This window comes from Nannocystis sp., from assembly GCF_016714285.1.
In the GTDB taxonomy this organism is placed as follows: domain Bacteria; phylum Myxococcota_A; class Polyangia; order Nannocystales; family Nannocystaceae; genus Nannocystis.
This window is the reverse complement of the sequence record NZ_JADJNN010000001.1, coordinates 753,420-779,506: the sequence shown is the minus strand read 5'-3', so window position 1 is coordinate 779,506 and position 26,087 is coordinate 753,420. Positions and strand designations below refer to the sequence as shown.

20 protein-coding genes are annotated in these 26,087 nt (G+C 73.6%); 12 read left to right on the top strand and 8 right to left on the bottom strand.

Annotated elements, in window-relative coordinates:
- Nucleotides 1-7: 7 nt before the first annotated feature.
- Nucleotides 8-1,108, bottom strand: coding sequence for a dienelactone hydrolase family protein (locus IPJ59_RS03180; RefSeq protein ID WP_293269688.1), 1,101 nt, complete (start codon nt 1,106-1,108; stop codon nt 8-10).
- Nucleotides 1,109-1,230: 122 nt separating this feature from the next.
- Between IPJ59_RS03180 and IPJ59_RS03175 the strand changes: the two genes are divergently transcribed.
- Nucleotides 1,231-1,833: a hypothetical protein gene (locus IPJ59_RS03175; protein WP_293254806.1), complete on the top strand. Its 603-nt coding sequence runs from the start codon at nt 1,231-1,233 to the stop codon at nt 1,831-1,833.
- A gap of 171 nt (nt 1,834-2,004) precedes the next feature.
- On the opposite strand, the gene IPJ59_RS03170 is transcribed toward IPJ59_RS03175, so the two are convergent.
- Nucleotides 2,005-3,927: a hypothetical protein gene (locus tag IPJ59_RS03170; protein ID WP_293269686.1), complete on the bottom strand. Its 1,923-nt coding sequence runs from the start codon at nt 3,925-3,927 to the stop codon at nt 2,005-2,007.
- 142 nt (nt 3,928-4,069) lie between these two features.
- On the opposite strand from IPJ59_RS03170, the gene IPJ59_RS03165 reads away from it, so the two are divergent.
- Complete coding sequence (locus tag IPJ59_RS03165) at nt 4,070-5,521, top strand: hypothetical protein (protein WP_293269685.1); 1,452 nt, start codon at nt 4,070-4,072, stop codon at nt 5,519-5,521.
- A 2-nt stretch (nt 5,522-5,523) separates the two neighbouring features.
- Complete coding sequence (locus IPJ59_RS03160) at nt 5,524-6,855, top strand: cytochrome c3 family protein (protein ID WP_293269684.1); 1,332 nt, start codon at nt 5,524-5,526, stop codon at nt 6,853-6,855.
- Between the two features lie 94 nt (nt 6,856-6,949).
- On the opposite strand, the gene IPJ59_RS03155 is transcribed toward IPJ59_RS03160, so the two are convergent.
- Complete coding sequence (locus tag IPJ59_RS03155; RefSeq protein WP_293269683.1) at nt 6,950-7,930, bottom strand: beta-ketoacyl-ACP synthase III; 981 nt, start codon at nt 7,928-7,930, stop codon at nt 6,950-6,952.
- A 302-nt stretch (nt 7,931-8,232) separates the two neighbouring features.
- Between IPJ59_RS03155 and IPJ59_RS03150 the strand changes: the two genes are divergently transcribed.
- The 5 genes from IPJ59_RS03150 (at nt 8,233) to IPJ59_RS03130 (ending at nt 15,560) form a co-directional block, all read left to right on the top strand.
- The gene (locus tag IPJ59_RS03150) at nt 8,233-9,870 is read left to right on the top strand and encodes a tetratricopeptide repeat protein (protein ID WP_293269682.1); all 1,638 of its coding nucleotides are present in this window, start codon (nt 8,233-8,235) and stop codon (nt 9,868-9,870) included.
- Between the two features lie 15 nt (nt 9,871-9,885).
- Nucleotides 9,886-11,112, top strand: a complete 1,227-nt coding sequence (locus tag IPJ59_RS03145; RefSeq protein ID WP_293254788.1) for a serine/threonine protein kinase — start codon at nt 9,886-9,888, stop codon at nt 11,110-11,112.
- Nucleotides 11,109-12,935: a hypothetical protein gene (locus IPJ59_RS03140; RefSeq protein ID WP_293269681.1), complete on the top strand. Its 1,827-nt coding sequence runs from the start codon at nt 11,109-11,111 to the stop codon at nt 12,933-12,935. Before IPJ59_RS03145 ends, IPJ59_RS03140 begins: the two co-directional genes overlap by 4 nt.
- Before the next feature lie 81 nt (nt 12,936-13,016).
- Nucleotides 13,017-13,442, top strand: coding sequence for a hypothetical protein (locus IPJ59_RS03135; protein WP_293254781.1), 426 nt, complete (start codon nt 13,017-13,019; stop codon nt 13,440-13,442).
- 333 nt (nt 13,443-13,775) lie between these two features.
- Nucleotides 13,776-15,560, top strand: coding sequence for a S9 family peptidase (locus IPJ59_RS03130; protein ID WP_293269680.1), 1,785 nt, complete (start codon nt 13,776-13,778; stop codon nt 15,558-15,560).
- 20 nt (nt 15,561-15,580) lie between these two features.
- Here IPJ59_RS03130 and cls read toward each other — a convergent pair whose 3' ends face one another.
- Nucleotides 15,581-17,065, bottom strand: coding sequence for a cardiolipin synthase (gene cls / locus IPJ59_RS03125; protein WP_293269678.1), 1,485 nt, complete (start codon nt 17,063-17,065; stop codon nt 15,581-15,583).
- 164 nt (nt 17,066-17,229) lie between these two features.
- Here cls and IPJ59_RS03120 point away from each other — a divergent pair, with 164 nt between their 5' ends.
- The gene (locus IPJ59_RS03120) at nt 17,230-18,438 is read left to right on the top strand and encodes a hypothetical protein (RefSeq protein ID WP_293269677.1); all 1,209 of its coding nucleotides are present in this window, start codon (nt 17,230-17,232) and stop codon (nt 18,436-18,438) included.
- Nucleotides 18,439-18,472: 34 nt separating this feature from the next.
- On the opposite strand, the gene IPJ59_RS03115 is transcribed toward IPJ59_RS03120, so the two are convergent.
- From IPJ59_RS03115 to IPJ59_RS03100, 4 genes are read right to left on the bottom strand one after another with little or no spacing between them, the layout of a single operon-like run.
- The gene (locus IPJ59_RS03115; protein WP_293254769.1) at nt 18,473-18,697 is read right to left on the bottom strand and encodes a hypothetical protein; all 225 of its coding nucleotides are present in this window, start codon (nt 18,695-18,697) and stop codon (nt 18,473-18,475) included.
- Nucleotides 18,698-18,744: 47 nt separating this feature from the next.
- A complete protein-coding gene (locus IPJ59_RS03110; RefSeq protein ID WP_293255086.1) occupies nt 18,745-20,169 on the bottom strand; it encodes a serine/threonine-protein kinase in 1,425 nt (474 codons plus the stop codon).
- On the bottom strand, nt 20,169-20,312 hold the full coding sequence (locus IPJ59_RS03105) for a hypothetical protein (RefSeq protein ID WP_293269676.1): 144 nt from the start codon (nt 20,310-20,312) through the stop codon (nt 20,169-20,171). The genes IPJ59_RS03110 and IPJ59_RS03105 overlap by 1 nt, the downstream gene beginning before the upstream one ends.
- A gap of 20 nt (nt 20,313-20,332) precedes the next feature.
- Nucleotides 20,333-21,550: an FHA domain-containing protein gene (locus tag IPJ59_RS03100; RefSeq protein ID WP_293269675.1), complete on the bottom strand. Its 1,218-nt coding sequence runs from the start codon at nt 21,548-21,550 to the stop codon at nt 20,333-20,335.
- 314 nt (nt 21,551-21,864) lie between these two features.
- Between IPJ59_RS03100 and IPJ59_RS03095 the strand changes: the two genes are divergently transcribed.
- The 3 genes from IPJ59_RS03095 to IPJ59_RS03085 are packed head-to-tail and all read left to right on the top strand — an operon-like array spanning nt 21,865 to nt 26,052.
- Nucleotides 21,865-23,601 carry a hypothetical protein gene (locus IPJ59_RS03095; protein WP_293269674.1) on the top strand — a complete coding sequence of 579 codons (1,737 nt, stop codon included), beginning with the start codon at nt 21,865-21,867 and terminating at the stop codon, nt 23,599-23,601.
- A gap of 1 nt (nt 23,602) precedes the next feature.
- Complete coding sequence (locus tag IPJ59_RS03090; protein WP_293269672.1) at nt 23,603-24,871, top strand: hypothetical protein; 1,269 nt, start codon at nt 23,603-23,605, stop codon at nt 24,869-24,871.
- On the top strand, nt 24,868-26,052 hold the full coding sequence (locus IPJ59_RS03085; protein ID WP_293254754.1) for an AAA family ATPase: 1,185 nt from the start codon (nt 24,868-24,870) through the stop codon (nt 26,050-26,052). Before IPJ59_RS03090 ends, IPJ59_RS03085 begins: the two co-directional genes overlap by 4 nt.
- The last annotated feature ends 35 nt before the right edge of the window (nt 26,053-26,087 follow it).

Below are 26,087 nucleotides of genomic sequence, written 5' to 3'. Positions count from 1 at the left end.
CAGCTGCTCAGTCGATGGCAGCGACGAGCGCGTCGGCGAGGTGGGCGAGGGTCGCGTCGAGGGCGGCGTCGCGGGCGGCGATGTCCTCGGGGCGCTGGCTGCCGCTGCCCTCGTCGCTGCCGGGTGTTCCGGCGTTGTCGAAGCCGTGGTCGGCGCCCGCGTGGACGGCGATGTGGTAGCGGTCGGGGACGCCGCGGGCCGCGGCGACGGCGGCGGACTGGAGCTGGCGGCGACCCTGGCCGTCGGCGCTGCTGCAGTCCTCGATGAGCGGGTCGGCGCTGCCGTGCTCGATGTAGAGGTCGGTGGCGGGGAAGAAGAGGGCGCCGGGATCGACGCTGGCGTCGAGGCCGAAGTGGACGACGCTCTCGAGGCCGCAGCCGGGGTAGTAGCCGATCGCGAGGCTGAACTGCGGGGCGCCCGGGGGCGGCGAGCGGACGATGATGTCGAGCCCGGCGCCCTCGCCGGTGGCGTAGTCGTCGAGGGCGCGGCCGAGCTCCCAGTGCTGGCTGAGCATGACGGTGGAGGCGCCGTGGGAGAAGCCGAGCAGGCCGAGGCGGTCGCAGTCGACCTCGGGGCGCATGCACAGGAAGCGGCTGCTGGCGTCGAGGTCGTAGACGCGGGCGACCAGACGCTCGCGGTCGTCGTCGAAGTCGGCGGGGATCCGGGCCTCGTCGTCGTAGCGGTCGCAGAAGCCGCGGGCGTCGTAGCTGGCGGGCATGAGGACGACGTGGCCGAGCTCGGCGAGGCGCTGACCCCAGCGGGCGAACTGCGGCTCGAGCTCGGCGCTGCACGGGCGATCGACCTCGCTGCCGTCGGGCATACGGGTGAGGCCGCCCGAGCCGTGCATGACGAGCACGGCGGACTGCGCGGTGGTGGCGAGGTCGGCGTAGCGGGGGACGAACATGCGAGCGGGCAGCGCGAGGCCCTGGACGTGCAAGGATCCGGGGATCTCGAGCTCGAGGACGTCGACGCCGATGACCTCGGGCGGGGGGCCGTGATCGTCGGCGGTGTCGGCGGTGTCGGCGGTGTCGGCGGTCGCGCTGTCGTTCGCGCTGTCGCAGGCGGCGAGGGTCAGGAGGCCGAGCGAGAGCAGGCGGCGGGCGAGCACGAGGCATCGTAGGGAGGCCGCGCCGGGCGCGTCAAGGCGGGTGTGTGCGCTGCGCGAGGCGTGGGCGCAGGCGCTGCGGGGACGCGTTGACCGGCGGCTTGCCGGGGGCATAGGCTCGATCGATGGCGCGCGAACCGACCGACCTTGTCCCAGTGGCGGAGGCGCGGACGCCCGACCTCTACGAGCGCAAATTCATGGCCGGGCAGGGGATGGTGCTGCACCGCGACAAGCACCGCGCGGGCTGGCCGTTGCACGCGATCCTCGGGGCGTCGATGCTGGTGATGCTGGGGGCGACGGTGGCGAGCGGGCAGTGGCTGGCGCTGTTGTTCGCGCTGCCGCTGCTGTCGCTGGTGTGGCTGATGTTCTCGGTGCTGCGGGTGACGGTCTCGGCCGGCAGCGTGAACGTGCAGTACGGGCTGTTCGGGCCGGAGATCCCGATCTCGGCGATCGAGTCGGCCGAGGCGACCAGCTACGACTGGAAGCGCTTCGGCGGCTGGGGGATCCGGCGCAACTTCCAGGGCGAGTGGATCTACAACATGCCGGGCGACGGCGGTCGGGCGGTCCGGCTGGTGTGGCGCGACGCGAAGGGGCGGCGCCGGGTCGTGCTGATCGGCAGCCCGCGCGCGGAGGCGCTGGCCGAGGCGGTGCAGAGCGCCCGCGCGGCGCTGCCGGCCAGCCCGGAGCGGCGGGCGCTCACCCGCGGGGAGGACGGGTCCGCGGGGTGAGACGGGCGGACATGGCCTGAGGGACATGGCGCGTGGGACATGGCGTGAGGGACATGTCGCGCGGGACAGGGTGCGGACAGGGCGTGAGGGACATGTTCCGCGGGACAGGGTGCGGACATGGCGTGAGGGACATGTTCCGCGGGACATGTCGCGCGGGACAGGGCGGACGCGCTAGCGGCCAGGCGCGGGGTGGAGCTGGATCTGGACGGCGATCGCGTCCCGGTGCTCGCGCAGGCGGAAGCCGCGGGCCTCGAGCTCGGCGCAGGCCTGGGCGGCGGCGAGGCGATCGGCGGGGACGCGGGCGCGGGGCTTGAGGACGCTGAGGCGGGCGAGGCGGCCCTCGTCGAAGCGGAGATCGAGGCGCAGCGGGTCGCCAGCGGGCAGCGGGGCCTCGAGCTCGGGGAGGCAGCGCAGCAGGTTGTGGGCCAGGGTCTCGAGGCGGGGCTGGTCGCTGGCGGCGAGCGGGAAGGCTTGTTGGAGGCTGACGCGCGCGCCCTCGCGGCCGAGCGCGGCGCGGTTGTCGAGACGGCGGGCCTCGGCGGCGAGGGCCCGGGCGGTGGTGGCGGCGGGCGGCGGCGCGGCGCCGGGGCGCCAGGCGGCGACCTCGAAGCTGCGCCGGGGGCCGCCGACGAGCGCGTGGAGGAGGTCGATGAGCTGCTGGTAGAGCACGTCGTCGCCGAGCTGGACGGTGATCATGCGCTCGCGCGGGTAGGCGAGGCGGACCTGCGCGAGCTGGGCGGCGAGGTCCTGGCCTGAACCGGCGGGTCCGCTGGGGCCGGCGGGGGCGAGCCAGCGGCCGTCGAGGGCCAGGCGAGCGCCGCGGCCCGCGAGGTGGAGGTGGACGCGGGCGCCGCGGAGCAGCACGGCGGCGGGGCCCTGGTCGGTCTCGCGGAGCAGCTCGAGCGGGAGCTGCATGATCACGTCGCCGGCGTCGCCGGTGTCGCGCGTGGCGACGCGAGGCTCGCGGACGGCGAGCTCGATGCGGGCGACGCGGGCGTCGAGCAGGGTGCGGGTGATCGAGTTGAGGGCGGGCGAGGGCAGCATCGGCGGGGCGACCAGGAGCAGCGCGCCGCGGCCGTCGCGGGCCAGCGCGGCCTCGACGGCGCGGACCAGCTCGGGGGCGCCGCGCTCGGCCTCGCGGAGCTGCGGGCGGCCGAGGTCGACGCTGACGCGGCGGTCGTCGATGCGGACGATCGGCAGGAAGCTGTCGCGGCGGGCGGTGCCCTGGGGGACCGCGGCGAGCGGCCAGGTCGGGTCGCGCGGGGCGGGCAGCGACTCGCGCACGAGCGCTGCGAGCTGGCTGTCGCCGGTGAGGCGGCGCTTGACGGTGGTGATCCAGCGGGGGTCGGCGGCGAGGGCGTCGCGCGGGCCGAGCATCAGCGCGAGCAGCTCGTCGGCGCTGGGCGGCGGGCTCTGGGCGTGCACGGCCCGGTCGTCGAGCCAGGCGGCGAGGCTGTCCTCGCGGACATACAGGGCGTGCACGGCGATGTCGGGGCGGCGCTCCTGCGGGGCCGCGACGGCGCCCTGCAGGCAGCCGCGGACGTGATCGTAGAGGCGCCAGCGGGCGTTGTCGGCGGCGCGTGGGTGGCCGTCGGCGGCGACGTCGCGATAGGCGGCGGTGCGGATCGCCAGGTCGTCGGCGGCGCCGATGAGGCCGAGGTCGGCGCTGAGGAGGGTGATGACGCCGGCGACGAAGCTGCGGGCGTCGTCCGCGAGCGGGCCGCTGTCGAGCTTGATCGCCTCGCCGAGGAGGCGGGTGCTGGCGTCGCGGGTGGCCGCCTCGCCGCGGGCGCTGGCGGTGCCGCCGAGGCCGAGCCACAGCTGCTCGCGGGCGGCCGGGTCGTCGGCGAAGCGGGCGGCGTCGAGGAGGTCGAGCAAGAGATCGAGGCGGGCCAGTCGCTGCGCTGGCGATGCGTCCCGCGGGTCGCTGGAGATCGCCCGGGTAGCGAGTGCGTCGCCGCTGTACCAGACGACCGGGGTCCCCGATCCAGATGGGTCCGGCGGGGCAGTGGTGGCGGGTCCCGGGCGACATGCCGCGGTGACGGCGACGGCGAGCACGGCCACGGCGCGGCGGAGGACTTGGCGAGGCGGCATGGTGGGCAGGTCCGCGGGTGCCAGGCGGGCGGCGGATGGCTTAGCATACGGGGGTTTGGCGCGGACAGGGGCAGGCATCGCGGCGCGACGCGCCGACGCGAGGCGGCAGCGACGACGCGCTGGGCGGCGCTGCGTGTGGTCGGTGGTGCTGGTGCTCGTGGTGATCGTGGTGGTCGTCGGGGGCCCGCGCTGGGCGTGGGCGGCGGAGATCCGCACGGTCGCGCGCACGCTCGGTGAGGGCTACATGGTGCGGGTGCCGGGGCCCGAGGGGCAGCTGCTGTCGCGGCGGCGGCTGGTGCAGTACGTCAACCTCGGGGTCTACGATCTGCTGGCGCCGCGCGACCGCGGGGAGCTGCGGCGCGCGCACGAGGACGGGCAGCTGCGCCTGGTCACCTCGATGCGGGTGCGCCACGACTTCGGGACCTACCAGACCGGGGCGGACGGGCGGGCGGCGGCGCTGGTCAACCAGATCGACGGGCGCCAGATCGACGTGATGTTCGCGTACCTCGAGGCCGAGAACCTGCGCGGGATGATCGACCTGCGGGCGGGTCGGCAGTTCGAGATGTCGGGGCTCGACTGGTACGCCTTCGACGGGGCGTGGTTTCGCGTGCGCACGCCCGTGCACCTCGGGCTCGAGGTGTTCGGCGGGTTTCAGGTCGACGGCGCGGCGCTGTTCGGCTTCCCGACCTTCGAGCAGGACGGGACCGCGGGGACGCCGGCGGACAACAAGCGCTCGCCGATGGTCGGGGCCGCGGCGAGCGTGGTCGGGCTGCGCTGGTTCGACGCGCGCCTGGCCTATCGCCGCACCTTCTCGCCGCTGGGCGTCAACCAGAGCGTGGTCAACGACGACGGCAGCGTCGGCCTGCCGAGCGCGGTGGACCAGGAGATCGTGAGCCTCAGCGCGGCCGCCAGGGCGGCGGACGGGCGGCTCTCGCCGTACGTGGCGCTGCGCTACAACCTCGGGACCGGGCGCCTCGACGACACCTCGGCGGGGCTGCAGCTGGCGTTCACGCCGAAGCACATGCTGCGCTTCATGTATCTGCGCACGCGGCCGGTGTTCGACCTCGACTCGATCTTCAACGTGTTCAACCTGCAGGCCTTCGAGGACGCGCGGCTGGTGTATCAGGTGCAGCTCGGCGATCGCTGGACGCTGGCGGCGCGCGGGCAATTTCGTTTCTTCCGCGACACGGTCACGGCCCAGCTCGGGACGACGCCGGAGCGCAAGCTGACGGTCGGCGCAGGCGGCGGGGCGACGGCGGGCTTTCGCGTGCGCCGCTTCTCGGCGCGCTTCGACGGCTACGGGCTCGGCGGCGAGGGCGGGCTGCGGGTCGGCGGCAACCTCGACACGCGGACGATGGTGGCGTGGGACCGGGTGGCGATCGACGGCCGGGTGTTCGCGCTGCGCTACCGCGACGAGGTGACGGCGGCGCGCCAGGGCTACAGCGTGGCGCTGCAGGCCGGGGTCAACGTGCAGCTGTGGCGCGGGATCCACCTCGCGGTGCTCGGCGAGGAGATGTTCACGAGCTTCTACAGCCAGGCCTTCCGGGTGTTCGGGGCGCTGACGGCCGACTGGACGCTGAGGACGGGGAGGTGACCATGACGAAGCTGTACGTTGCGACAGGTGCGAAGGGACAGGTCCGCAAGGACAGCCGCTGGCCGGCGGCGCTGTCGCTGGCGGCCGGTCTGGCGCTGCTGGGCGCGGTGGTCGGCGGGCTGGTGGTCGGCTGGGACGTCGAGGCGGGCGGCGGGCTGACGCAGGGCGAGCTGCCGGCGACGGCGGCGGTGATGCACGGGCCGATGCGCGGCGGGAGCCCGGTGTACCCGGAGCAGGACCTGCCGCTGCGCTTCAACCACGGGCAGCACCTGGCGCTGAAGATCGCGTGCACGACCTGTCACACGAAGGTGCGCGGGTCGACCCAGACGGCCGACTTCAACTTCCCGACCGGGGCGGCCTGCGACGGCTGCCACGGGCCGCAGCACCCGCGTCCGGCGAGCGAGCCGGCGCGCTGCGACATGTGCCACACGCGGGTGACGCAGGCGCCGGCGCCGACCGGGACGGTGATGCGGGTGGCGGCGACGGTGCGCGCGCCGAAGGCCAACCTGAGCTTCAGCCACAAGCGTCACCTCGACCTCGGGACGAAGTGCGAGACCTGCCACGGCGACATGAGCAAGGTGCGGCTGGCGACGGTGCTGCAGCTGCCGGCGGAGAAGACCTGCCTCGACTGCCACAACGGGCTCAAGGCGAGCGACCGCTGCGGGACCTGCCACCCGAGCGACGGCAGCGGCAAGATCGTGACGCGTAGCTTCAGCGACCGGGTGATGCCGCAGCTGGTGCCGCGCGGGCAGAGCAGCTGGGGCGCGGCCCACGACCTGGCGTTCGTGGAGGACCACCGCGGGCAGGCCAAGAGCAACCCGCAGCTGTGCGCGCAGTGCCACGACGAGAGCTTCTGCACCGACTGCCACGCGGGCGCGGTGCGGCCGATGCGGATCCACAGCGGGGACTATCTGACGACCCACGCGCTCGACGCCCGCGCGCAGACGCAGGACTGCCAGAGCTGCCACCGCGTGCAGACCGACTGCCTCGCGTGCCATCAGCGGGTCGGGCTCGACAATCGCGGCAGCGACGCGAAGTTCGGGGTCGGCTCGCCGCTGCGCTTCCACCCGCCGGGCTGGGACGGCCCGCCGAGCGCGCCGCAGAGCCACGCCTTCGCGGCCCAGCGCAACATCATGGCCTGCGCGAGCTGCCACACCGAGGACTCGTGCCTGGCCTGTCACGCGACGACGCGGGGGGCGACGCCGGGGCTGAACGTGAGCCCGCACGGGCCGGACTTCGCGGGCTCGCTGCGCTGCAGCTCGCTGGCGGCGCACAACCACCGCGTTTGTCTCAAGTGCCACGCGCCGGGCGACCCGCGCAACGAGTGCCTGTGAGCTCGGTGTGACGCGCCGCGGCTGGTCCGCGCCGGCGTGCGCCGGGGCGGCCCAGGTGAAGCCGGTGGCGAACGCGGTCACCGAGCTTGTCGGGCTACCAGCGGAGCACGGAGGCGGCCCAGGTGAAGCCGGTGCCGAAGGCGGTCATGGCGACGATGTCGCCGTCCTTGATCCGGCCCTGCTCGCGGGCCTCGTCGAGCGCGACGGGGATCGTGGCCGCGGACATGTTGCCGTAGCGCTCGACGATCGAGAATAAGCGGTCGGCCGGGATGCCGGTGCGGGCGCGGGCGGCCTCCATGATGCGGGTGTTGGCCTGATGCGGGATCAGCAGGTCAACCTGGTCGGGCCGGATCTCGGCGCGCGCGAGGGCCTGGGTGGCCGCCTCGCTCATGGCGGTGACGGCGTGCTTGAACACCGTGTTGCCCTCCATGTGGACGGTGTGGGCGAGGGCCGCGACGGTGGCGAGGGTGGCCGGGGCGCGCGAGCCTCCGGCCGGCTGGTAGAGGACGCGGGCGAGGTTGCCGTCGGCGCCCCAGGCCGAGCCGAGGACGCCGGAGCTGCCGTCACCGGGGCCGAGGATCGCCGCGCCGGCGCCGTCGCCGAACAGCACGCAGGTGCTGCGGTCCTGCCAGTTGACGACGCGGCTCATGACCTCGGCGCCGACGACCGCGATCCGGCGGGCGTTGCCCCGCAGGAGGCCGGCGGCGATCTCGAGGCCGTAAAGGAAGCCCGAGCAGCCGGCGCTGACGTCGAAGGCCGCGGGCCCGCGCAGGCCGAGGCGGTGCTGCAGCCAGCAGGCGGTCGACGGGAACAGCGTGTCGGGGGTGGAGGTGCCGACGATGATCGCGTCGAGCTCCCCGGGGGCGATGCCGGCGGCCGTGCAGGCGGCGAGCAGGGCCTCGGCGGCGAGGTCGGAGGTGGCGACGCCGTCGGCGGCGATCCGGCGCTCACGGATGCCGGTGCGGTCGCGGATCCACGAGTCCGAGGTGTCGACCATGGCCTCGAGATCGGCGTTGGTGAGCACGCGCGGGGGGAGGGCGCGGGCCGTGGCGAGGATCTTGAGGGGGCAGAACATCGCGGGAGAGGACCGGTGCTAGCCCTTCGCGTCGGGCCGGGCAAGCGGCAGGGAGGCAGCAGACCGGGTGCCACAAGCTCGGGGGCGGGACAAGGCTCACGCGTCGAGGACCCGACGCGAGCGGATGCCCAGCGCGAGATCGCGCAAGCGCCGTTGCGGCGGCTGGAGCCGGGCACAGTTGCAGCGGTGTCCGCGCAGCTCTGCGAAAGCGCGCCGGGGCCTGGTAGAGTGCGGCTCGTTCAATGCCTGGCCGCCGATCTGTTCAGATCCCGCTTCTTCGTCTCGTCTCGTCGCTCGCGCTCGTGCTCGCCCTCGGGGGTTGCGCCTCGGCGCTCGAGCGGGCCCGCGTGGCGCGTGACGCCCGGGACTACCCGAAGGCGGAGCAGTACTACCGTACGGCGCTGACCGGCGACCCGGTGGATCGCAACAAGGCGGCGAAGGAGCTGGCCGGGCTCAAGGTGACGCTGGCCCACGCCAAGCTGAAGAAGGGCGACGCGGCGGCGGCCGAGAAGTTGTTCCGCGAGGCGCTCGAGCTGGACGCGGGCGACGACAAGGCGATCGACGGGCTCGGGCGGGCGCAGGCCGAGCAGGGGCAGCTCGACGCGGCGATCACCACGCTGAGCACCGAGGGCTGCGGGCTGTGCAAGCGCTACCTGAGCGTGCTGCTGCTGCAACGGGCCGCGAAGCGCGAGCAGGCCAAGGAGATGGCGGCGGCGCGCGACGACTACCAGAAGGCGCAGGCGCTGGTGCCCGACGTGAGCACGGCGCTGACGATCGCCCGGCTCTACGACGCCGAGGGCGACCTCGAGGCGACGCTCAAGGCGGTCGAGGCCGCGGTGCCGCTGATCCGCGACGATGACGGCCCGTCGCAGGCGGCCTTCCGGGCGCTGCGTGAGAAGGGCGTGCTGGCGGCGGTGCCTCGCGGCGACGTGGCGACGATCGACCGCTGGCTGAACCTGTTCCCGCCGGGGGCGGGCGGCGACGAGTGGTACACGCTGCAGCTGCGGGTCACCCAGCAGCTGCACCGGGAGGGCCAGACGGATCTCGGCCTGGCCCGCGCGCGGCACCTGCTCGGGGCGAAGTACGAGAGCACCCTGCCGGCCCACCGCAAGGCCGACTTCGAGCGCTTCCTCGCCGACGTGTACCGCCTGATCGGGGTGAAATTCCTGCGCGAGGGGAAGATCGTCGAGGCCGACGACAACTTCCGCCAGGCGATGGAGTTCGCGGTCGACGACAACAAGATCAAGCTGCTGCGGGCGCTGGCGATGGCGGGCCTGAAGGAGATCGCCAAGGCGCAGCAGGTGCTGGCGGCGCTGCCCAAGGACACCAAGGGCTACAACGAGGTGACGGCGATCCTCGAGAGCATGGTGGTGCACGACAAGCTCGGCGAGGACGACCTCGAGGGGGCCCGCGCGGCGCTGGCCCGGGCCCAGGCGGCGAGCTCGGAGCAGCCCGAGGTGCACGTGGCGATGGCCGAGATGTTGTTCGTGTCGCCGGTCGAGAAGCTGCCGCGGAACGCTGCGAAGCAGGTCAAGAAGTTCGGCCTCGTGAAGTACCCGAACGACGAGATCAACCGCTACGGCGAGGCGCTCAGCGAGCTGGCCTGGGCGCGTGAGCAGGCCAAGGGCCTCGGCGAGGGCTACCTGTTCCGCGGGCCCGGGATCGACGGTCGCATGGACAATCTCGAGCGCCAGATCCGGTCGTTTTATCCGTTCCCGGTCGAGTTCAACCCGGACTCGACGACGGTCCTGAAGCTGCGGGGCTCGGGCGGGGAGGTGGTGATCAAGGGTCCGGGGGACTTCGAGGAGACGGTGGCCCTGCCCGCAGGCGGCAGCAGCGAGGTCACAGTGCGCGAACCGGGGCTGGTGACGCTGCGCGTCGGCAAGCGGACGATGGTGCTGGTCACCGAGCCCTACACCAAGCTCTCGCTCGAGCTGTAGTACACTCGCGGACGCATGGCCGGCTGCCCGTATCGCAAGATCCGACCGCTCGGCGAGGGATCGATGGGCGACGTGCACCTGTGCGTCGACGTGACGCAGCGCCGCCTGCTGGTCGTGAAGTGGCTGCGCGCCGAGCTGCACGAGGGCAGCCAGGCGGCGATCCGGTTCCGCCGCGAGGCCGAGCTGATGACCAAGGCCAACTTCCCCGGCGTCATCAAGGTCGAGGAGTGGGGCCTCGACGAGTTCGGGCGCACGTGGATGGCGATGGAGTTCGTCGACGGGCTGATCCCGTCGGCGGTGATCGGGCCCGGTGATTGTTGGTCGGTGCACCGCCTGCTCACGGGCGTGGGCCAGAGCCTCGACGACCTCCACGGCCTCGGCGTGGTCCACCGCGACATCAAGCCCGAGAACGTGCTGCTGCGCAGCGCGGTCGACGGCTGGGAGCCGATCATCATCGACCTGGGGATCGCCAAGTGGCTGGCCCAGGAGACGGCGACGGCCAGCGGCTCGGTGTTTGGCACGCCGCACTACATGAGCCCGGAGCAGTGCCGCGACACCAAGAGCGTGGGCCCGGCGACCGACCGCTACGCGATGGCGATCATCGCGTTCGAGCTGCTCGCCGGGCGGCGACCCTACGAGGGCCGGACGATCCCGGAGCTGCTGCGTCAGCACCTCGAGTCGCCGGTGCCCGAGCTGCAGATCCCGCGGCGCCTGCGGGCCGGCGGGGCCCCGAGCGCGACCAAGACGGCGGCGACCTACGCGACGCCGAACCTCGACGCCTTCATGAAGAAGGCGATGGCCAAGGAGCCGCGCCTGCGTTACGGCAGCTCGGAGGAGATGTCGCGCGAGTTCGAGAAGGCGGCCCGCGCCGACGGCCTGTTCGAGCCGGCCGACCCCGCTGACCTGGCCCCGCTGTTCCCGCCCGCGCCGCACCCGATCGCGGAGATCATCCTCGACGGCGAGTCGCGCCAGCGCTTCGACCTGCGCCACGGACCGCTGGTGCTCGGGCGCCACGAGGCGTGTCAGGTGGTGCTCAACTCGCCGCGGCTGAGCCGCCTGCACGCGGCGGTGTACCTGCACCGCGGACGGATCTGGGCCGCCGACCTGCACTCCCAGAACGGCACGCTGTTTCAGGGGCGGGCGCTCGCGGCGGGCGTGCCGATGCCGTTCGCGGCCGGCGGCCAGACCTCGGTGTTCACCCTCTACAACCGCAACGTCGCGGTCCGCCTGTCAGCGCCGTGACGCGCTCGCTGCTGCGTCGCGCGGGGCCGGGGCTGTGGCTGTTCGGGCCGGCGCTGGCGTGGCTGGCGGTGGCGGTGCTCGGGCTGATATGGACGGCGCGCGAGCCGGGCGCGTGGGCGCCGATCGATCGCCGGGCGGGCGGGCTCGCGGGCTCGTCCAGCTGCGTCGCGTGTCACCCGGCGCAGGCGACCAGCTGGCGGCGCAGCTACCACCGCACGATGACGCAGCCGGCGTCCGGCGCGGCCGTGCTGGCGCCCTTCGCGGGCGAGTCGCTGCTGTACCAGGGCTTTCGCGCGACGATGACGCGCAGCAACTTCGGGCTGCCGCACCTGCGGGTGGAGTCGGTGGAGGGCGGGGCGCCGCTGCTCGACCTCGATGTGGCGCTCACGGTCGGCAGCCACCGCTACCAGCAGTACGTCGCCCGGGTCGACCGCGGCGGCGGGCCGGGCGAGCTGTGGCGCCTGCCGGTCGCGTGGCACCTGGGCGAGCGGCGCTGGATCCCGATGAACGCGGCCTTCCTCGAGCCGGAGGGCGAGCCCGGCGACGCCGACGACTACCTGCGCCACTTCAGCCGCTGGAACGACAACTGCATCCTGTGCCACAACACGGAGCCGGTGCCTGGCCTTTCGGACCGGTCGCACGGGACAGGTCCCGAAGGACAGGCGTGGTTTGCGAGCCGGGTCGGCGAATTCGGGATCGCGTGCGAGGCGTGTCACGGGCCCGCGGGCGCCCACGTGGCGCGTCAGGCCGATCCAGCGCGGCGCCTGCTCGGCGGCGCGGGTGATCCGGCGATCGCCGACCCGGGGCGGATGACGCCGCGGGCGGAGAGCGGCGCGTGCGGGCGCTGCCACGGCAACCGCATCGCGGCCGACGTCGCGGCGGTGCTGCGCGCGGGCGACGGCTTTCTGCCGGGCGAGGATCTGGCGGCGCGCTCGCGGCCGATCTTCGCCGACTCGCGGGTCGGTGGTTCGGACGAGACGCCGTTCGCGACCCGCTTCTGGCCGGACGGCACGCCGCGGCTGTCGGCCTACGAGTATCAGGGCCTGCTGCAGTCGCCCTGCTACCAGGACGGTCAGGCGGGCGGGCTCGGCTGCAACCATTGCCACGACATGCACGGCGAGCGACCCGACATGCAGGTCCGGGCGGGTCGCGCGGGCCAGGCGGCGTGCGCCGGCTGCCACGCGCTGGATCCGGGGCACGGCGGGCACGGGGCCGCGATCGATTGCCAGGGCTGTCACATGCCGCGGATCACCTACGGGCTGCTCGAGGGGATGATCAGCCACCGCATCAGCAGCCCCGATCCGGGGGCCTGGGTCGGGCGTCACGATCAGCCCGACGCGTGCACGCAGTGTCACGTCGATCGCTCGCGCCGGTGGGCGGCGGAGCAGCTGCCGCAGCTCGGGCTGGCGGGCACGGCTGCGGGTGAAGAGGCGAGCGAGGAGGCCTGGGCGCCGCGCGTGCTGCTCGATCTGCACGGCGGCGATCCGGTGCAGCGGGGGCTCGCCGCGCACGCGCTGGCGCGGCCGGAGGTGCCGGTGCCGGCGACGACGCGGCTGGCCTGGCTGGTCGACGCGCTCGAGGACGGCTACCCGGCGGTACGCTGGATGGCGTGGCGGGCGATGCAGCGGCTGGCTGCGGGGCAGGGGATGGACCCGAAGCTGAGTGAGCTGATCATCGCCTACGACCCGCACGCGGAGGCGGCGACGCGGCTGCCCGCGGTCGACGCCCTGCGGGCGCGGCTCGGGCCGGGGCCGCTGGCGGAGGAGCGGCGGCTGGCGCTCGAGGCCCGGCAGGACGCGTCGCTGCTGTCGATCGGTGAGTGAGGCGACGAGGCGGTGAGTGAGGCGACGAGCAGGGCGACGAGTGAGGCGACGCCGCGCGGGCGCCCGGGTATGCTGCGACGCGTGAGCCCGGAGCGACACCTGCGCCTCTCGCTGGCCCTCGCGGCGCTGTTCCTGGCGACGGGGCTGTGGCTCGAGGCGATGATCGGGCTGCGCCTCGGCGGCTGGGTCGACGACCCGCTGCGCCGCGAGTTCCTGCGCCTCGGGCACGCGCACGGCGGGCTGCTGGCGCTGCTCAACCTCGGCCTTGGGCTCGCGCTCGAGCGGCTCGGCACGCCCGATCCGTGGGCGCGGGCGATCCGTCCGGCGGCGCTGCTCGGGGCGCTGCTGGTCGGGCTCGGCTTCATCGTCGGCGGGCTGTGGCACGGGCCGACCGATCCGGGGCTGCCGGTGCTGGTGGTGCCGGCGGGGGCGCTGATGCTGCTCGGGGCCCTCGTGGCCGGGGCGCTGGTGCGGCGCGGCGATCGGCGGCCCGGATCGTCGGTGTGATCGCAGGTGATGCAGCCGACGGGTCGCGAGCCGCGCTGGCTTTGCGGTAGAAGCGGACATGCGTCGCAAGCCCTCGACCCTGGCCGTCCTGTGGATCCTGAGCCTCGCGTGCGACTCGTCGCCGCAGAAGGCCCCGCCGGCGAAGCCGGCGAAGCCCGTGGAGGCCGTGGTCAAGCCGGCGACGACGAGCGAGCCGAGGCCGGAGCCGACGCTCGCGGTCACGGATGACGCTCACGTGCCGCTGCCCGACAGCCTGGTCGCCGCCGGCATCCCGCCGATCCCGAAGGCGATCGCGGAGGCCGTCGGCGCCTACTCGAGGCGCGCTCGGCCAGCGTGCAGGGCTGGCACCCGCGCGCGCACAGCCTGCTCATCTCGACGCGCTTCGCTGACACGGCGCAGGTGCACGAGGTCAAGCAAGCCGGCGGCGCGCGGCGCCAGCTGACCTTCTTCCGCGATCGCGTCGGCGGGGCCAGCTATCCGCCGGTCGGCGACGGCGCCTACCTCGTGTTCTCGAAGGACCTCGGCGGCAACGAGTTCGCCCAGAACTGGCGCCTCGATCGCGCGACCGGCCAGATCACGCTGCTGACCGACGGCGCGTCGAAGAACACGCTCGGGCCGTGGTCGAGCGCCGGCAAGCAGCTCGCGTACACCTCGACCCGGCGGACCCGCAAGGACACCGACCTCTACGTGGTCGACCCCGCCGATCCGCAGAGCGACCGCCGCGTCGCCGAGGTCGAGGGCGGCGGCTGGTCGCCGCTCGACTGGTCGCCCGATGACCAGCGCCTGCTCGCGCTCAACTACGTGTCGGTGAACGAGAGCTACCTGTGGAGCTTCGACGTCGCCACCGGCGCGAAGACCCTGCTGACCGAAAAGACAGGTGTGCCGGTGTCGTGGAGCGGCGGCGCGTTCACGGCCGACGGCAAGGCGGTGATCTCGACCAGCGACCTCGACTTCGACTTCAAGCGGCTGGTCCGCATCGACCTCGCCGACCGCAAGGTCGCGCCGCTGAGCGCCCCGGAGGACTGGGACGTCGAGGACTTCGCGGTCACGCGGGACCGCAAGCGCCTGGCCGCGGTGATCAACGCGGGCGGCCTGTCGCGGCTGCAGCTGCACGAGCTGCCGAGCGGGCACGAGCAGGTGATCGGCGCCGAGATCCCGGACGGCGTCATCGGCGGGATCCACTGGCACAGCGACGGCAAGCAGCTCGCGTTCACGCTGTCGTCGGCGCGCTCGCCCGCCGACGCCTACGTGCTCGACACGGCGAAGAAGACGGTCGAGCGCTGGACCGAGAGCGAGGTCGGCGGGCTCGACCCGGCGAGCTTCAGCGAGCCGAAGCTGGTCCGCTGGAAGAGCTTCGACGAGCGCGAGATCCCCGGCTTCTACTACAAGCCGGCGGCGCGCTTCACCGGCAAGCGCCCGGTGGTCGTCGTGATCCACGGCGGCCCCGAGGGCCAGAGCGAGGCCGGCTTCATCGGCCGCAACAACTACCTCCTCAACGAGCTCGGCGTGGCGCTCGTCTACCCCAACGTGCGCGGCTCGACCGGCTACGGCAAGCAGTACGTCGCGCTCGACAACGGCGAGAAGCGCGAGGACTCGGTCAAGGACCTCGGCGCGCTGCTCGACTGGATCGCCGCGGAGCCCGGGCTCGACGCCGATCGGGTGATGATCATGGGCGGGTCGTACGGCGGCTACATGACTCTCGCGGCCTCGGTGCACTACGCCGACCGGATCCGCTGCGCGGTCGACATCGTCGGCATCTCCAACTTCGTCACCTTCCTCGAGCACACCGAGGCGTACCGCCAGGACCTGCGCCGGGTCGAGTACGGCGACGAGCGGGACCCGGCGATGCGGGCCAAGCTGCAGGAGATTTCCCCGCTCACCCACGCGGACAAGATCAAGAAGCCGCTGTTCGTGATCCAGGGCCGCAACGACCCGCGCGTGCCCGCGAGCGAGGCGGAGCAGATGGTGGCCACTCTGCAGAAGGGCGGCACGCCGGTCTGGTACCTCGAGGGCAAGGACGAGGGCCACGGCTTCAGCAAGAAGCGCAACCAGGACTACCAGATGTACGCGACGATCCTGTTCATGCAGACGTACCTGCTCGACGGGATGGCGCCGTGAGGCCAGGTCAGTACGGCGGCCTACAGCAGCGGCGAGAGCGTGCGGGCGATCGACTCGCCGAGCCGCTGGTACAGCGGCAGGCGGCGTCTTGAGGCGCGGCGGACCTCGAGCGCGGAGCTCAGGTAGCCGGTGAACACCTCGGCGAGCTGGTCGGTGACGCCCTGGTCGTAGAGCATCGCCGTGACCTCGTAGTTGATGTAGAAGCTGCGCACGTCCATGTTGGCCGAGCCGATCGCCGCGACGGTGTGGTCGACCAGCAGGTACTTCGAGTGCAGCATGCCGGGGATGAACTCGTAGATGCGCACGCCGGCCTCGATGAACTCGTCGTAGTAGCTGCGCGCGGCCAGGCTGACCAGGCGTGAGTCGTTGTTGCGCGGCAGCGGCACGAGCACGCGCACGTCGACCCCGCGCAGCGCCGCGGTCTTGAGCGCGAGGTTCAGGGCGTCGTCGGGGACGAAGTACGGGGTGGCGATCCAGCACCGCTCCGTCGCCGTGCTGATCGCGGCGACGAACTGGGCGGCGATGCCGAGGCCGGGCATGAGGTCGGGGCCCGACGGGATGATCTGGATCAGCGGGCCGCAGGAGCCCTCGAAGGGGCGCTCGATCAGCTCGCGCAGGATGTCCTTCTCGATGCGCGGGTCGTCGGGGCTGAGGTCGAGGGTCTCGCCGGTGGCGGCCAGCCAGTCCTCGAGGAAGATCGCGTGCAAGCCGAGCACGGCGTCGCCGGTGAGGCGCAGGTGGAGGTCGATCCACTTGCGGCCGTCGGGCGCGCGGCCGAGGTACTCGTCGCCGACGTTGAGCCCGCCGGTGAAGCCGATCGCGCCGTCGACCACCATGATCTTGCGGTGGTTGCGGAAGTTGATCCGGCCGCTCCAGCGCAGGCGCAGGCGCAGGCGCCCGAAGGGCAGCACCTGCCCGCCCGCCGCCCGCAGGCGCTCGAACATCGCGTTGGAGCTGGCGAGGCAGCCGAAGTCGTCGTAGAGGAGGCGCACCTGGACCCCGGCGCGGGCCTTGTCGCACAGCAGATCGATCCACCGGTTGCCGACGCCGTCGTCGCGCCAGATGTAGTACTGCAAGAGGATCGATCGCTCGGCCGCCAGCATCGCCGCCTCCATCGCGTCGTAGGCGGCCTCGGGCACCGGCAGGAGGTCGACGGTGCTGGCCCGACGCAGCGGCGCGTCGGTGGCGTTCATCGCCAGCTTGACCAGGCCGCGCAGCGTCGGGTCGAGCTCCGAGAGCGGCGTCTCGAGCGGCGCCAGCTGGCTGGTCGCGGTGGTCGGCTGCACGCCGCGGCGCGCTCGCAGGCGCCGGCGCTTGCGCACACGCAGGCGGCCGAACACGACGTAGAGCACGAGCCCGACGAAGGGCAGGAAGATCAGCGCCAGGAGCCAGGCCATCGTCGACACCGGGCGTCGGCGCTCGAGCACCACGAAGCCGGTGATCACGACCATCCACACGAGCGTGAGCAGCTCGAGCAACCAGCGCTCATGCACGAAGTCAAGCACGCGCCGCGCACTGTACCCGAGATCATGCGCGGGCGACGCGATCGCGGACCTGCTCCGGACCCGGGGTCAGACTCGGGCCAGACGGCTGGAGGCAGGCGCAGACCCGGGTCTCCCGCCGCACGGCGCTTGACCGTGACCTGCGCGAGTTTGTTATGGTTCGCCGCGTGGGGCTCCTGTCCACGCTGCTGCACGAGGCGAGCGCGCGTCGCCCGGCCGAGGTTCTCATCGAGACCGATCGACCGGTGCGCATGCGTCTGCTCGATGGCAGCAGCGCCGAGCTCGGGGCCGCGATCGGCGGCACCGCGATCTCCGACGAGCTCAGCGAGCTGCTGAGCACCGAGCAGCAGGTGGACCTCGCGCTCGGTGAGGCGGTGAAGTTCGACCTCGTGGTCGGACCCTTCACGTGGCACCTCGTCGGCGAGACCGCGAGCGAGGTCGTGTCGGTGCGCGCCTGCCCGCAGGGCGACCTGTTCGACGCCAGCGACAGCGTCCAGATCCCGATCGAGCCGGACGAGCTCGACGCGCAGGACATCCCGCGGATCCGCCGGACCGCGTCCTCGGGCCCCTCCGAGATCGACATCGACATCAACTTCGACGACGACGCGGCGGCGGCCCACCTCGCCCTCGCCGAGCCGCTGGCCGAGGAGCGCCCGATCGCGGCCCTGCGCCTGGCCGCGCTGCGACCTGTCCCTCCGGACAGCAAGCCGCTGCCGGCGTGGCCGCGCCAGCTGGTCGCCCGCAGCGACGCGAGTCGGGTCGGGGTCGAGTCGCAGGCCGAGGCCCGCGCGAGCTGGACCCGCGAGGGTCGTCGCCGCGGCGGCGCCCAGCCGGTCAGCGTCGCCGCGCCCTCCACCCGTCAGCTGCCGCTGCAGCATCCATCGGCGTCGGCGGCCTCAGCGGCGTCGGCGGCGTCCGCGGCGTCGGCGGCGTCGCTGGCCTCGGCGGGCTCGGCCCCGCGCCGCGAGGACATGGCCGAGCTGCTCGCCGCCTTCGAGCCCGGCAGCCTCGCGCTGCTGCTGCGCGCCAGCGGCTACGCCGAGGCGGTGGCGCAGGCGCTGGGCGTGCCCTCGCTTGCGATCGGCGACGCCGACACCCGCGAGCAGGCGACCGGTCGCCTCGGTGAGATCGGCGAGGGCGGCGTGCTCATCATCCGCGCCGAGGACCCGAGCCCGTGGCTGCCCTGGCTGCTGCGCCGCATCGAGGAGGGCCGCCGGGCGATCGTCGAGACCGAGGCGCGTACGCCCGCCGGCGCGCGCCGGACCTTGCTCGGCGTCGGCGCCCCGCCGCGCGCCGAGCAGTGGCTCGACGCCGTGCGGGTGCTCAGCGCCACCATCGACGACGGCCGCTGGACCCTGCTCTCGCCCGGCACCTGAGCTGGCCTTCGGGACAGGCGATCAGCGCAGGCGATCAGCGCAGCTCGAGGTCGACCTCGATGCCCTTCTCCTTGCACGCCGCCAGGATCTCCTCGGTGAGGCGATCGGCGTTGCCCGGGTCGCCCGGGGGCAGCTGCAGGAGCACGTGCGGTCGCTTCGCCTCGAGCTCGGCCATGCGCTCGCGGTGGGCGAGGGAGCGGCTGAACGCCGCGTATCCGCCGGCGACCAGGATCGCGATCAGGATGACGAGCAAGGGCACGCGGCGGCATCCTGGCATGGATCCGGCGCGCCTCGCAACGCCTCGCGCTACAGCCCGCGAGCGTCGGGGTCCTGCGCCAACATGGCCCGCAAGCGCGGGGTCCAGCCGTCCGGCAGACCCTCGGGCACCAGCGCGGCGGCGTCGAAGTCGCTGGCCACGTGGTCGAAGGGCGCGGGCAGGGGACCCGGCGCGAGCGCCAGCTCGAGCAGCACCACGCCGGCGCTGAAGATGTCGCTGGCGGGGGTAGCCGTGGGCCTGGCCGACGTGGTGGCCGACGTTGGGGCAGCTGAATTCGCGGTCGGGCTCGGCGCGAGGCTGGCCCTTGGGACCTGTCCCAAAGGACCGACGGGCGCCGCGCTGCGCAGCTCGGGCGCCAGGTAGCGCAGGGTCCCTGCGTGCCCGCCGGCGCCGCGCGAGCCCTGCGCGAGCCCGAAGTCGGCGAGGGCGATCGGCGAGGCCTCGCGGGCCTCGCGGACCAGGATGTTGGCCGGCTTGATGTCGCGGTGCACCGCGCCCGCGGCGTGCACCGCCCGCAGCGCGGCCTGCAGCTCGGCGCCCACCCGCGGCAGGTCGGCAGGCCCGAGCAGGCGGCGGCGCATCGCCACCCGCAGGTTGCCGCCGCGGCACAGGCTGAGGGCGATGAATCGGTGGGTCGGCTGCACGTCGAGCAGGGCGACCACGTGCGGGCTGCGGACCCGCGCCAGCGTGCGCGCCTCGGCGAAGAAGCGTGCGCCGATCACCCGCGCCTCGCCGCGGGCCGCGTCGTCGCGGTTCTCGGCGACCAGCCGCTTGATCGCCACCTCGCGCCCGACCCGGCGATCGAAGGCCTGATACACGACCGCGTGGCGGCCGCGCCCGAGCGGTCGTCCGAGCTCGTAGCGGTCGACCCCGAGGCCCTCCGCAAGCTCGACCTCGTCGAGCCCGGCCAGCAGCCCGAGCCCGCGCCCCGGGCTCGCCACCCGCGGCGCGGCCCCGCGGCGCAGCGCCGCGTGATAGCCCCGCAGCGCCCGCCCGTGGTCGAGCTCGACGGCCAGCACCGCCTCGAAGTGGCGCAGGGCCGCGAGCGCGTCGCCGGCCTCGAGCAGCGACTCGCCGAGCAGCAGGTTCGCGGCCACGTAGGGCCCGCCCGGGTGCCAGCGACTCGCGGCCGCGGCCGGCAACGAGAGCACCGCGCGGGCCAGCTCGCAGCCGAGGTCGGGCGCCAGCGCGTCGCACAGCTCGTGCGCCAGCAGCAGCAGCAGGTCGGCCCGCGGTCGCAGGCGCTGCTGCCCGGCGACGCTGACCAGCGCTCCGCGCAGGTAGCCGCCACGGCTCAGCTCGCGCACCTGCGCCTCGACGATCCGCAGCGGCGCCCCCTCGGCCAGCAGCCGCGTCAACGCGGCGACCCCCGCGTGCTCGCGCGGCAGCGCGGCCCCCTCGGACAGCCGGGCCAGCACCGCCCGCAGCGCCAGGTCGAGCGCCGGATCGTGCATCACGAAGCTGTCCCTTCAGGCATGTCGCCCCCGCCGCGAGCAGCGATCGTCACGGCCCGACCTGTCCCTTCAGACAGGTGATTCACCGCGCCACGAGCAGCGATCATCACGGCCAAACCTGTCCCTTCAGGCAGGTGATTCACCGCGCCACGAGCAGCGATCATCATGGCCCGACCTCGAGCGTGAGCCGCCCCTCAGGCAAGCTGAGGTGCAGCCGGTCGCCGATCAGCAGCTCGACGCTGGCCCCCGGCCCGAGCGGCTCGCCGCCGAGGTGGGCCGCGATCCCCGGCGCGATCTGGAGGCCGATGAAGGGCGGGCGCAGGTCGACGCGGACGGGCAGGGGATGGACCGGGTCGAGCCACAGCGGGCCGCCCTCCGGCACGAACAGCAGCCAGCGATCGGGCGCGCCGGCGGTCTGCAGCAGGGCGCCGAGCTCCCCGCTCTCGCGCAGCGGATGGACCCGCACGCTGCTGCCGAAGCCGAGCCCGAGCTCCCCCGCCGCGTCGAGCTCGATCGGCTCGCCGGGCGTGAGCGCCTCGCCGCTCCAGAAGCTGCCGGCCTTCGATCCCAGGTCGAGCGCCGCGATCGCCAGCCCCTGCGCGCCGGCCTCGACCACCAGCGCCACGTGCTCGCGCGACAGCCCGGCGCCCGGCAGCGACAGCTCGACGTCCGGCGCCCGCCCGATCCGCAGCCGCGGCGCGAGCAGCAGCTGGGTGGTCCCGCCGGGCCAGCGCAGGGTCAGCCGCGGACCGCGGGGCAGCGCCGCCTCGAGGTTGGCCTGCCGCTGGACCAGCCCGCTCCGCGCCAGCGCGCCCGGGCCCTGCATCGGCGTCATGCCGGCGCGCTGCTGGGCCAGGTGCTCCTGCAGCAGCGAGTACGCGAGCAGGCGGTTGCCCTCGCGCAGCGCCGCGTCGACGGCGGCCAGCGCCGCTTGCAGGGCCAGGTCGATCTGTTCGTGGCGCTCGAGCAGGCCGAGCACGTACTCGAGCTGGGTGATCGCCCCGGCCCGCTCGTACGCGCGGGTGGCCCGTCGCAGCATCCCGAGGCGCTCGTAGATCTCACCGGCCACCGCGCCCTGATCCGCCTCCTCGAGCGCGCGCGCGGCCTCCATCAGGATCGCCCGCCGCGGCGCCCCGTCCTCCATGAATTCGGCGTGCCGCAGCAGCGTCTCCGCGAGCGCCTGGTGCAGCGCGCGGCCCTCCTCGGTCGCCCCCGAGTTGCGCGCGCAGCCCTCGCGCAGCATCGCGATCCGCTGCACCGTGCCGCACAGCGTGTGCGCGTACTCGAGGCGCAGCGCCGCCGCCTGCGCGTGGTCGCCGCTGTGCTCGAGCACGCGGGCGCGGCCGAGCTCCGGGCCGCGGATCGCCGGCAGCGTCTGCACCTGTCCTTTCGCACCTGTCCCTTGCGACCGGTCCCCGGGGCCAGCTTGCGCGCGGCCGTCGCTGCCCCGCGGCGCCTGCGAGCGCGGTCGGGCCTGCCGCGGCGCCGCGGCGTCGCCTGCGTCCTGATCTGCCTGACTCGCAGCCTGACCTGAACCAGGACCTGAACCCTGACCTGAACCAGGACCTGAACCAGGACCCGCAGGATCCGTCGTCGCACCCGGGGACCGATGCGAGGCAGGAGGTCGCTGCGGCTTGTTTGGGGCGGCCACGGGGCTGTGGATGCTATCACGACGAGCGAGTACACTGCCCGGCCATGGCGTCCACCCTGCTCGAGCCGATCGCCGCCGGCCAGACGCGCTTTCACATGCAGGGACTGGCCCCGGACGGCCGCGGCATCGCGGTCGGGCGCGAGACCTTGCTGGTGTTCCCCTCGCTCGACCGCCTCGTCGCGTTCCTCGGCGCCTACAGCGAGGAGTGCAGCCTCGACGACCTCATCCCCTCGCTCACCCTCGAACGCGCCCGCCGCGACGGCGGCGGTCAGGCCCTGCTGCTGCGCTGCGCCGGCGGCGACAGCTACGCGCTCGACCGCCTCGGGCGCATGAGCACGGCCGTCCATGGTCAGCTGTTCACCGGCAGCGGCACCGTGTTCGTGCGCTACCGCGATCGCCTCGCGCCCTTCGGCTACGACCTCGCCGGTCCCGGCGCGCCGCGGCCCGGCCCGCGCAGCGCCGAGGCCGTCGCCGCCGACGATGTCCTCGTCGTCGACCACGACTATCAGGCCCGCTACCGCACCAGCGATCGCCTCGATCCCGTCGAGCTGATCCAGCGCCTGCAGCTGCGCCCGGTCCCGCTGCCGCCTGGCGGCCTCGCCGAGGCGCCCGATCTGTGCGGCCTCCACGAGCTCGCGCTCGTGCTCGTCGCCCCCGGCCTCGGCGACCGCGTGCTGGCCTATCTGTGGGCCAACCAGGTCGCGATGGCCGGCGTGCGCGTGGCCCTCGCGGGCGAGCGCCGGGCCAGCCTGCTCCTGCGTCTGCGCCAGCCGAGCGGCGCGCTGCTGGCGGTGCTCCACGGCATCCCCGGCGTCGAGTTGCTGGTCCCGGTCTCACCGCGCGCCGCGGTCGAGCTCGGCTACCGCCACCCGATCCACCTCGCCTCCGCCTCGTCGTGCCTGCCAGGCGACGAGATGTATCTGTTTCGCGGCCGCGTCGGTCGGGTCGAGCGCCTCGACGGCGCGCCGCAATTCATCGACGGCAATTACCTCGTGCAGTCGCCGATCCACGTGCGCGCCCCCGCGTCCGACCACCGAGCTGGCACCGGCGCCGACAACCGTTCTGACATCCGATCTGACATTCGATCCGGCAACGAGCCCGGCGACGCCCGCAGCGTGGCCAGCACGCCGCTGCAGGTCGCGCTGCGCCTGCGCCCCTCGGCCGGCGCCCGCGAGCCCCGCGGCGCCCTGGTCGGCTGGGAGCAGGCCGCCCTGCTGCGCAAGCTCGTCTACCTCATCCCGCCCACCGCCCTCGCCGCGGCCCGCCTCGCCGTGCTCCCGCAGGGCATGCTCGTGCTCACCGGCTCGAGCCTCGGCGGCGCCGGTGCGGGCCTCGCCGCCGGCGTCGGCGCGGCCGCCCTGATCCCGCTGGGCACCCGCATCGTCGAGGTCGCCCCCGGCGTGCTCGTCCCCGACGGCTTCGAGCTGTGGCCGCACGTGCGCCCGCAGCTGATCCGCGAGCTGCTCGGCCTCGAGGCCGCCGACCACGCGCTGTTCCTCGGCCCGGACATCGACCCGCTGCGCCTGCGCCCGGAGCACCTGATCCCGCTCGACGCGGCGATGATCAGCCGCCTCGACCTCGCCGTCAGCGAGGCCCCGCCCAGCGAGCTGGTGCGCACCGGCTCGCTCGGGGGATCCGACGGCGGCACCGCGGCCGCGATCGTCAACCAGCACCTCGGGCGCTTCGCCCTGTGGGGCTTCGGCCGCGTCGACGACAGCCCGCTGCCGGTGCTCGCCGGCCGCGAGCTGCCGCCCGGCTCCACCCCATCGCAAGGCGAGTGACGTGGGCAAGCGGCTCGCCGAGTTCGTCGACGGCTTCGTCGCCCCGCTGCTCGCCGGCGGCGACGTGGCGATCGGCCCGCCCGTGCGCCCCGCCGACTTCCACGAGCTGCTCGCCGACGTACACACCCTGCGCCACATCCACAGCGGCCAGGTGCTCGCGCTCCGCCAGGCCCGCGCCCAGCAGCTGCTCGCCGACCCCGGCCTCCCCGATCCCGACGGCGAGGAGCTGGCGCTGTGGGTCGGCCTCTACAACGTCCTCGCCCTCGATCACCCGGAGCGCGAGCGCGTGTGGGCCCGCGCCGTCACCTGGCAGCGCGTCGAGCAGGCCGCCCGCTACTGGCTGCAGCTCAGTCACCCCGGCAACTTCGAGGCCGCCCTGGTCCGCCACCTCAGCGTCGGCGCCTTCATCGACCTGGTCCGCCACGACCAAATTCTCAGCGGCCCCGACGGCGAGCAGCGCTTCGTCGGCCAGGAGGTCCCGCGTCGTCGCCTGCGCTGGGCCGTGCCCGGTGCGCTCAGCGTCCGCGACGAGCTGGTCCCGTGGTGGACCAGCAACCACGCCCCCGAGGCCGAGCGCCTGCTCCACGACGTGCTGTGGGCCAGCCCCGTCACCTGCCTGCTGCGCCCGCGTCAGGCCCCGCCCGGCTGGAACCCGCTGACCGCCGCGGCCTTCCTGCACGAGCGTGCCTTCGCGCGCGTGGTCTGCCACGGCTGGGCCGCCTCGCGCAGCTGGATCGAGATCGGCGGCGCCGTGCTCGGCGCGCTGCTCTTCACCCTCACCGGTCGACCCACGCAGGAGCCCGCCGCCGATCTCCACCCGCCGGACCTGCGCAGCACCCAGGCCCCGCGTCGCCGCGGATCGCCCGCAATGGCCGCCCCGATGGCCGCCCCAATGGCCGCCCCGTTGGCCCTTCAGGCGACCCCGATCGACGCCGGCCCCGGCGACGTCGCCGCCCTCGTCGGCGCCCTCATCCACGTCCACTTCCTCCGCGTCCTCGAGTTCGGCGCCCGGCTCGGGGTCGCGCCGAGCTCGCGCGACCGCCCGGTGCAGATGTTCCTGGCCCTGCCGCTGCTGCTCCCGGCCCTCGCTCCCGTGCTCGGCACGCCGCTCCCGGTCGACCCCGAGGCGGTGCACGCCGGCTTCGACACCCAGGTCCAGCGCCGCTGGATCGAGTACGTGGAGCACCTGGGCGAGCTCATCCCGCGCACCGTCGTGGAGAATCTGCTGGCGACCCTGGTCCCCCGCGTCGTAAAAGCAACACCGGCATGAGCGTCCCCCCGTCGCCCTCGATCCCCGACCTCGCCCGGCGACTGCAAGACGGCGCGCGTCAGCTGGAGGCCCAGTTCCTCGGCAAGGAGGAGATCATCCGTCTCCTCTTCATCAGCGCCCTGGCCGGCGAGCACCTCGTGATGGTCGGCCCGCCTGGCACCGCCAAGAGCGCGATCGTCCGCGCCTTCGCGCAAGTCATCGAGGCGAGATACTTCGACTACCTGCTGACCCGCTTCACCGAGCCCAACGAGATCTTCGGCCCGGTCGACATCCAGGCGTTTCGCCAGGGCACCTACCGCCGCCGCATCGAGAAGATGCTCCCCGAGGCCGAGGTCGTGTTCCTCGACGAGATCTTCAAGGCCAACAGCGCCATCCTCAACAGCCTGCTCACCCTCGTCAACGCGCGCCGCTTCACCCACGGCACCAACACCGTGCGCGTGCCCCTGATCTCGCTGTTCGCCGCCAGCAACGAGGTCCCCACGGACGACGCCCTGTCCGCGATCTTCGACCGCTTCCTCCTCCGCGTCCGCTGCGACTACCTCGACAGCTACCACTTCCGCGGCCTGCTGCAGAAGGGCATCCAGCTCGAGACCGCGATGATGGCCGAGCAACCCCCGGCCCGCAAAGTCGCGACCGCCGAGGAGCTGCTGTCCGTGCAGCGCCGCTTCGGCGACCTGATGAAGATGAGCGAGGAGTTCCTCGCCACCTTCAAGGGCCTCGTGTTCCAGATCCGCAGCGAGGGCATCGGCCTCAGCGACCGCCGCGTCGTCAAGCTGCTCAAGGTGTTCGCCGCCTCGGCCGTGTTCGATGGCCGCGAGCAGGTCAACGACGCCGACCTGTTCATCCTCCGCCACGTCTGGAACACGCCCGAGCAGGAGGAGATTCTCCAGGAGATCGTCGGCCCGGTGCTCGACCGCTGGTACGAGAGCCACCCCGAACACAGCCGCATCGGCGCCACCCCGACCAGCCTGCAGGACCTGCTCGAGGAGCTCCGCGTCATCCGCGAGACCCTGACCGGCAGCCAGGTCCTCTCCGACATGCAGCTGTTCTCGCAGCTGCGAAATCTGGGCGACATCAAGGCCGCCCTCACGCGCATGCAGGACAACCCCGCCGCCGCCCGCATGGTCGGCGAGGTCGACAAGCTGCTCGAGACCATGTTCGCCTCGAGCCGCTTCGTGTAAGCGCCCGTCCAGCACGCCCACAGCACGCCCCACAG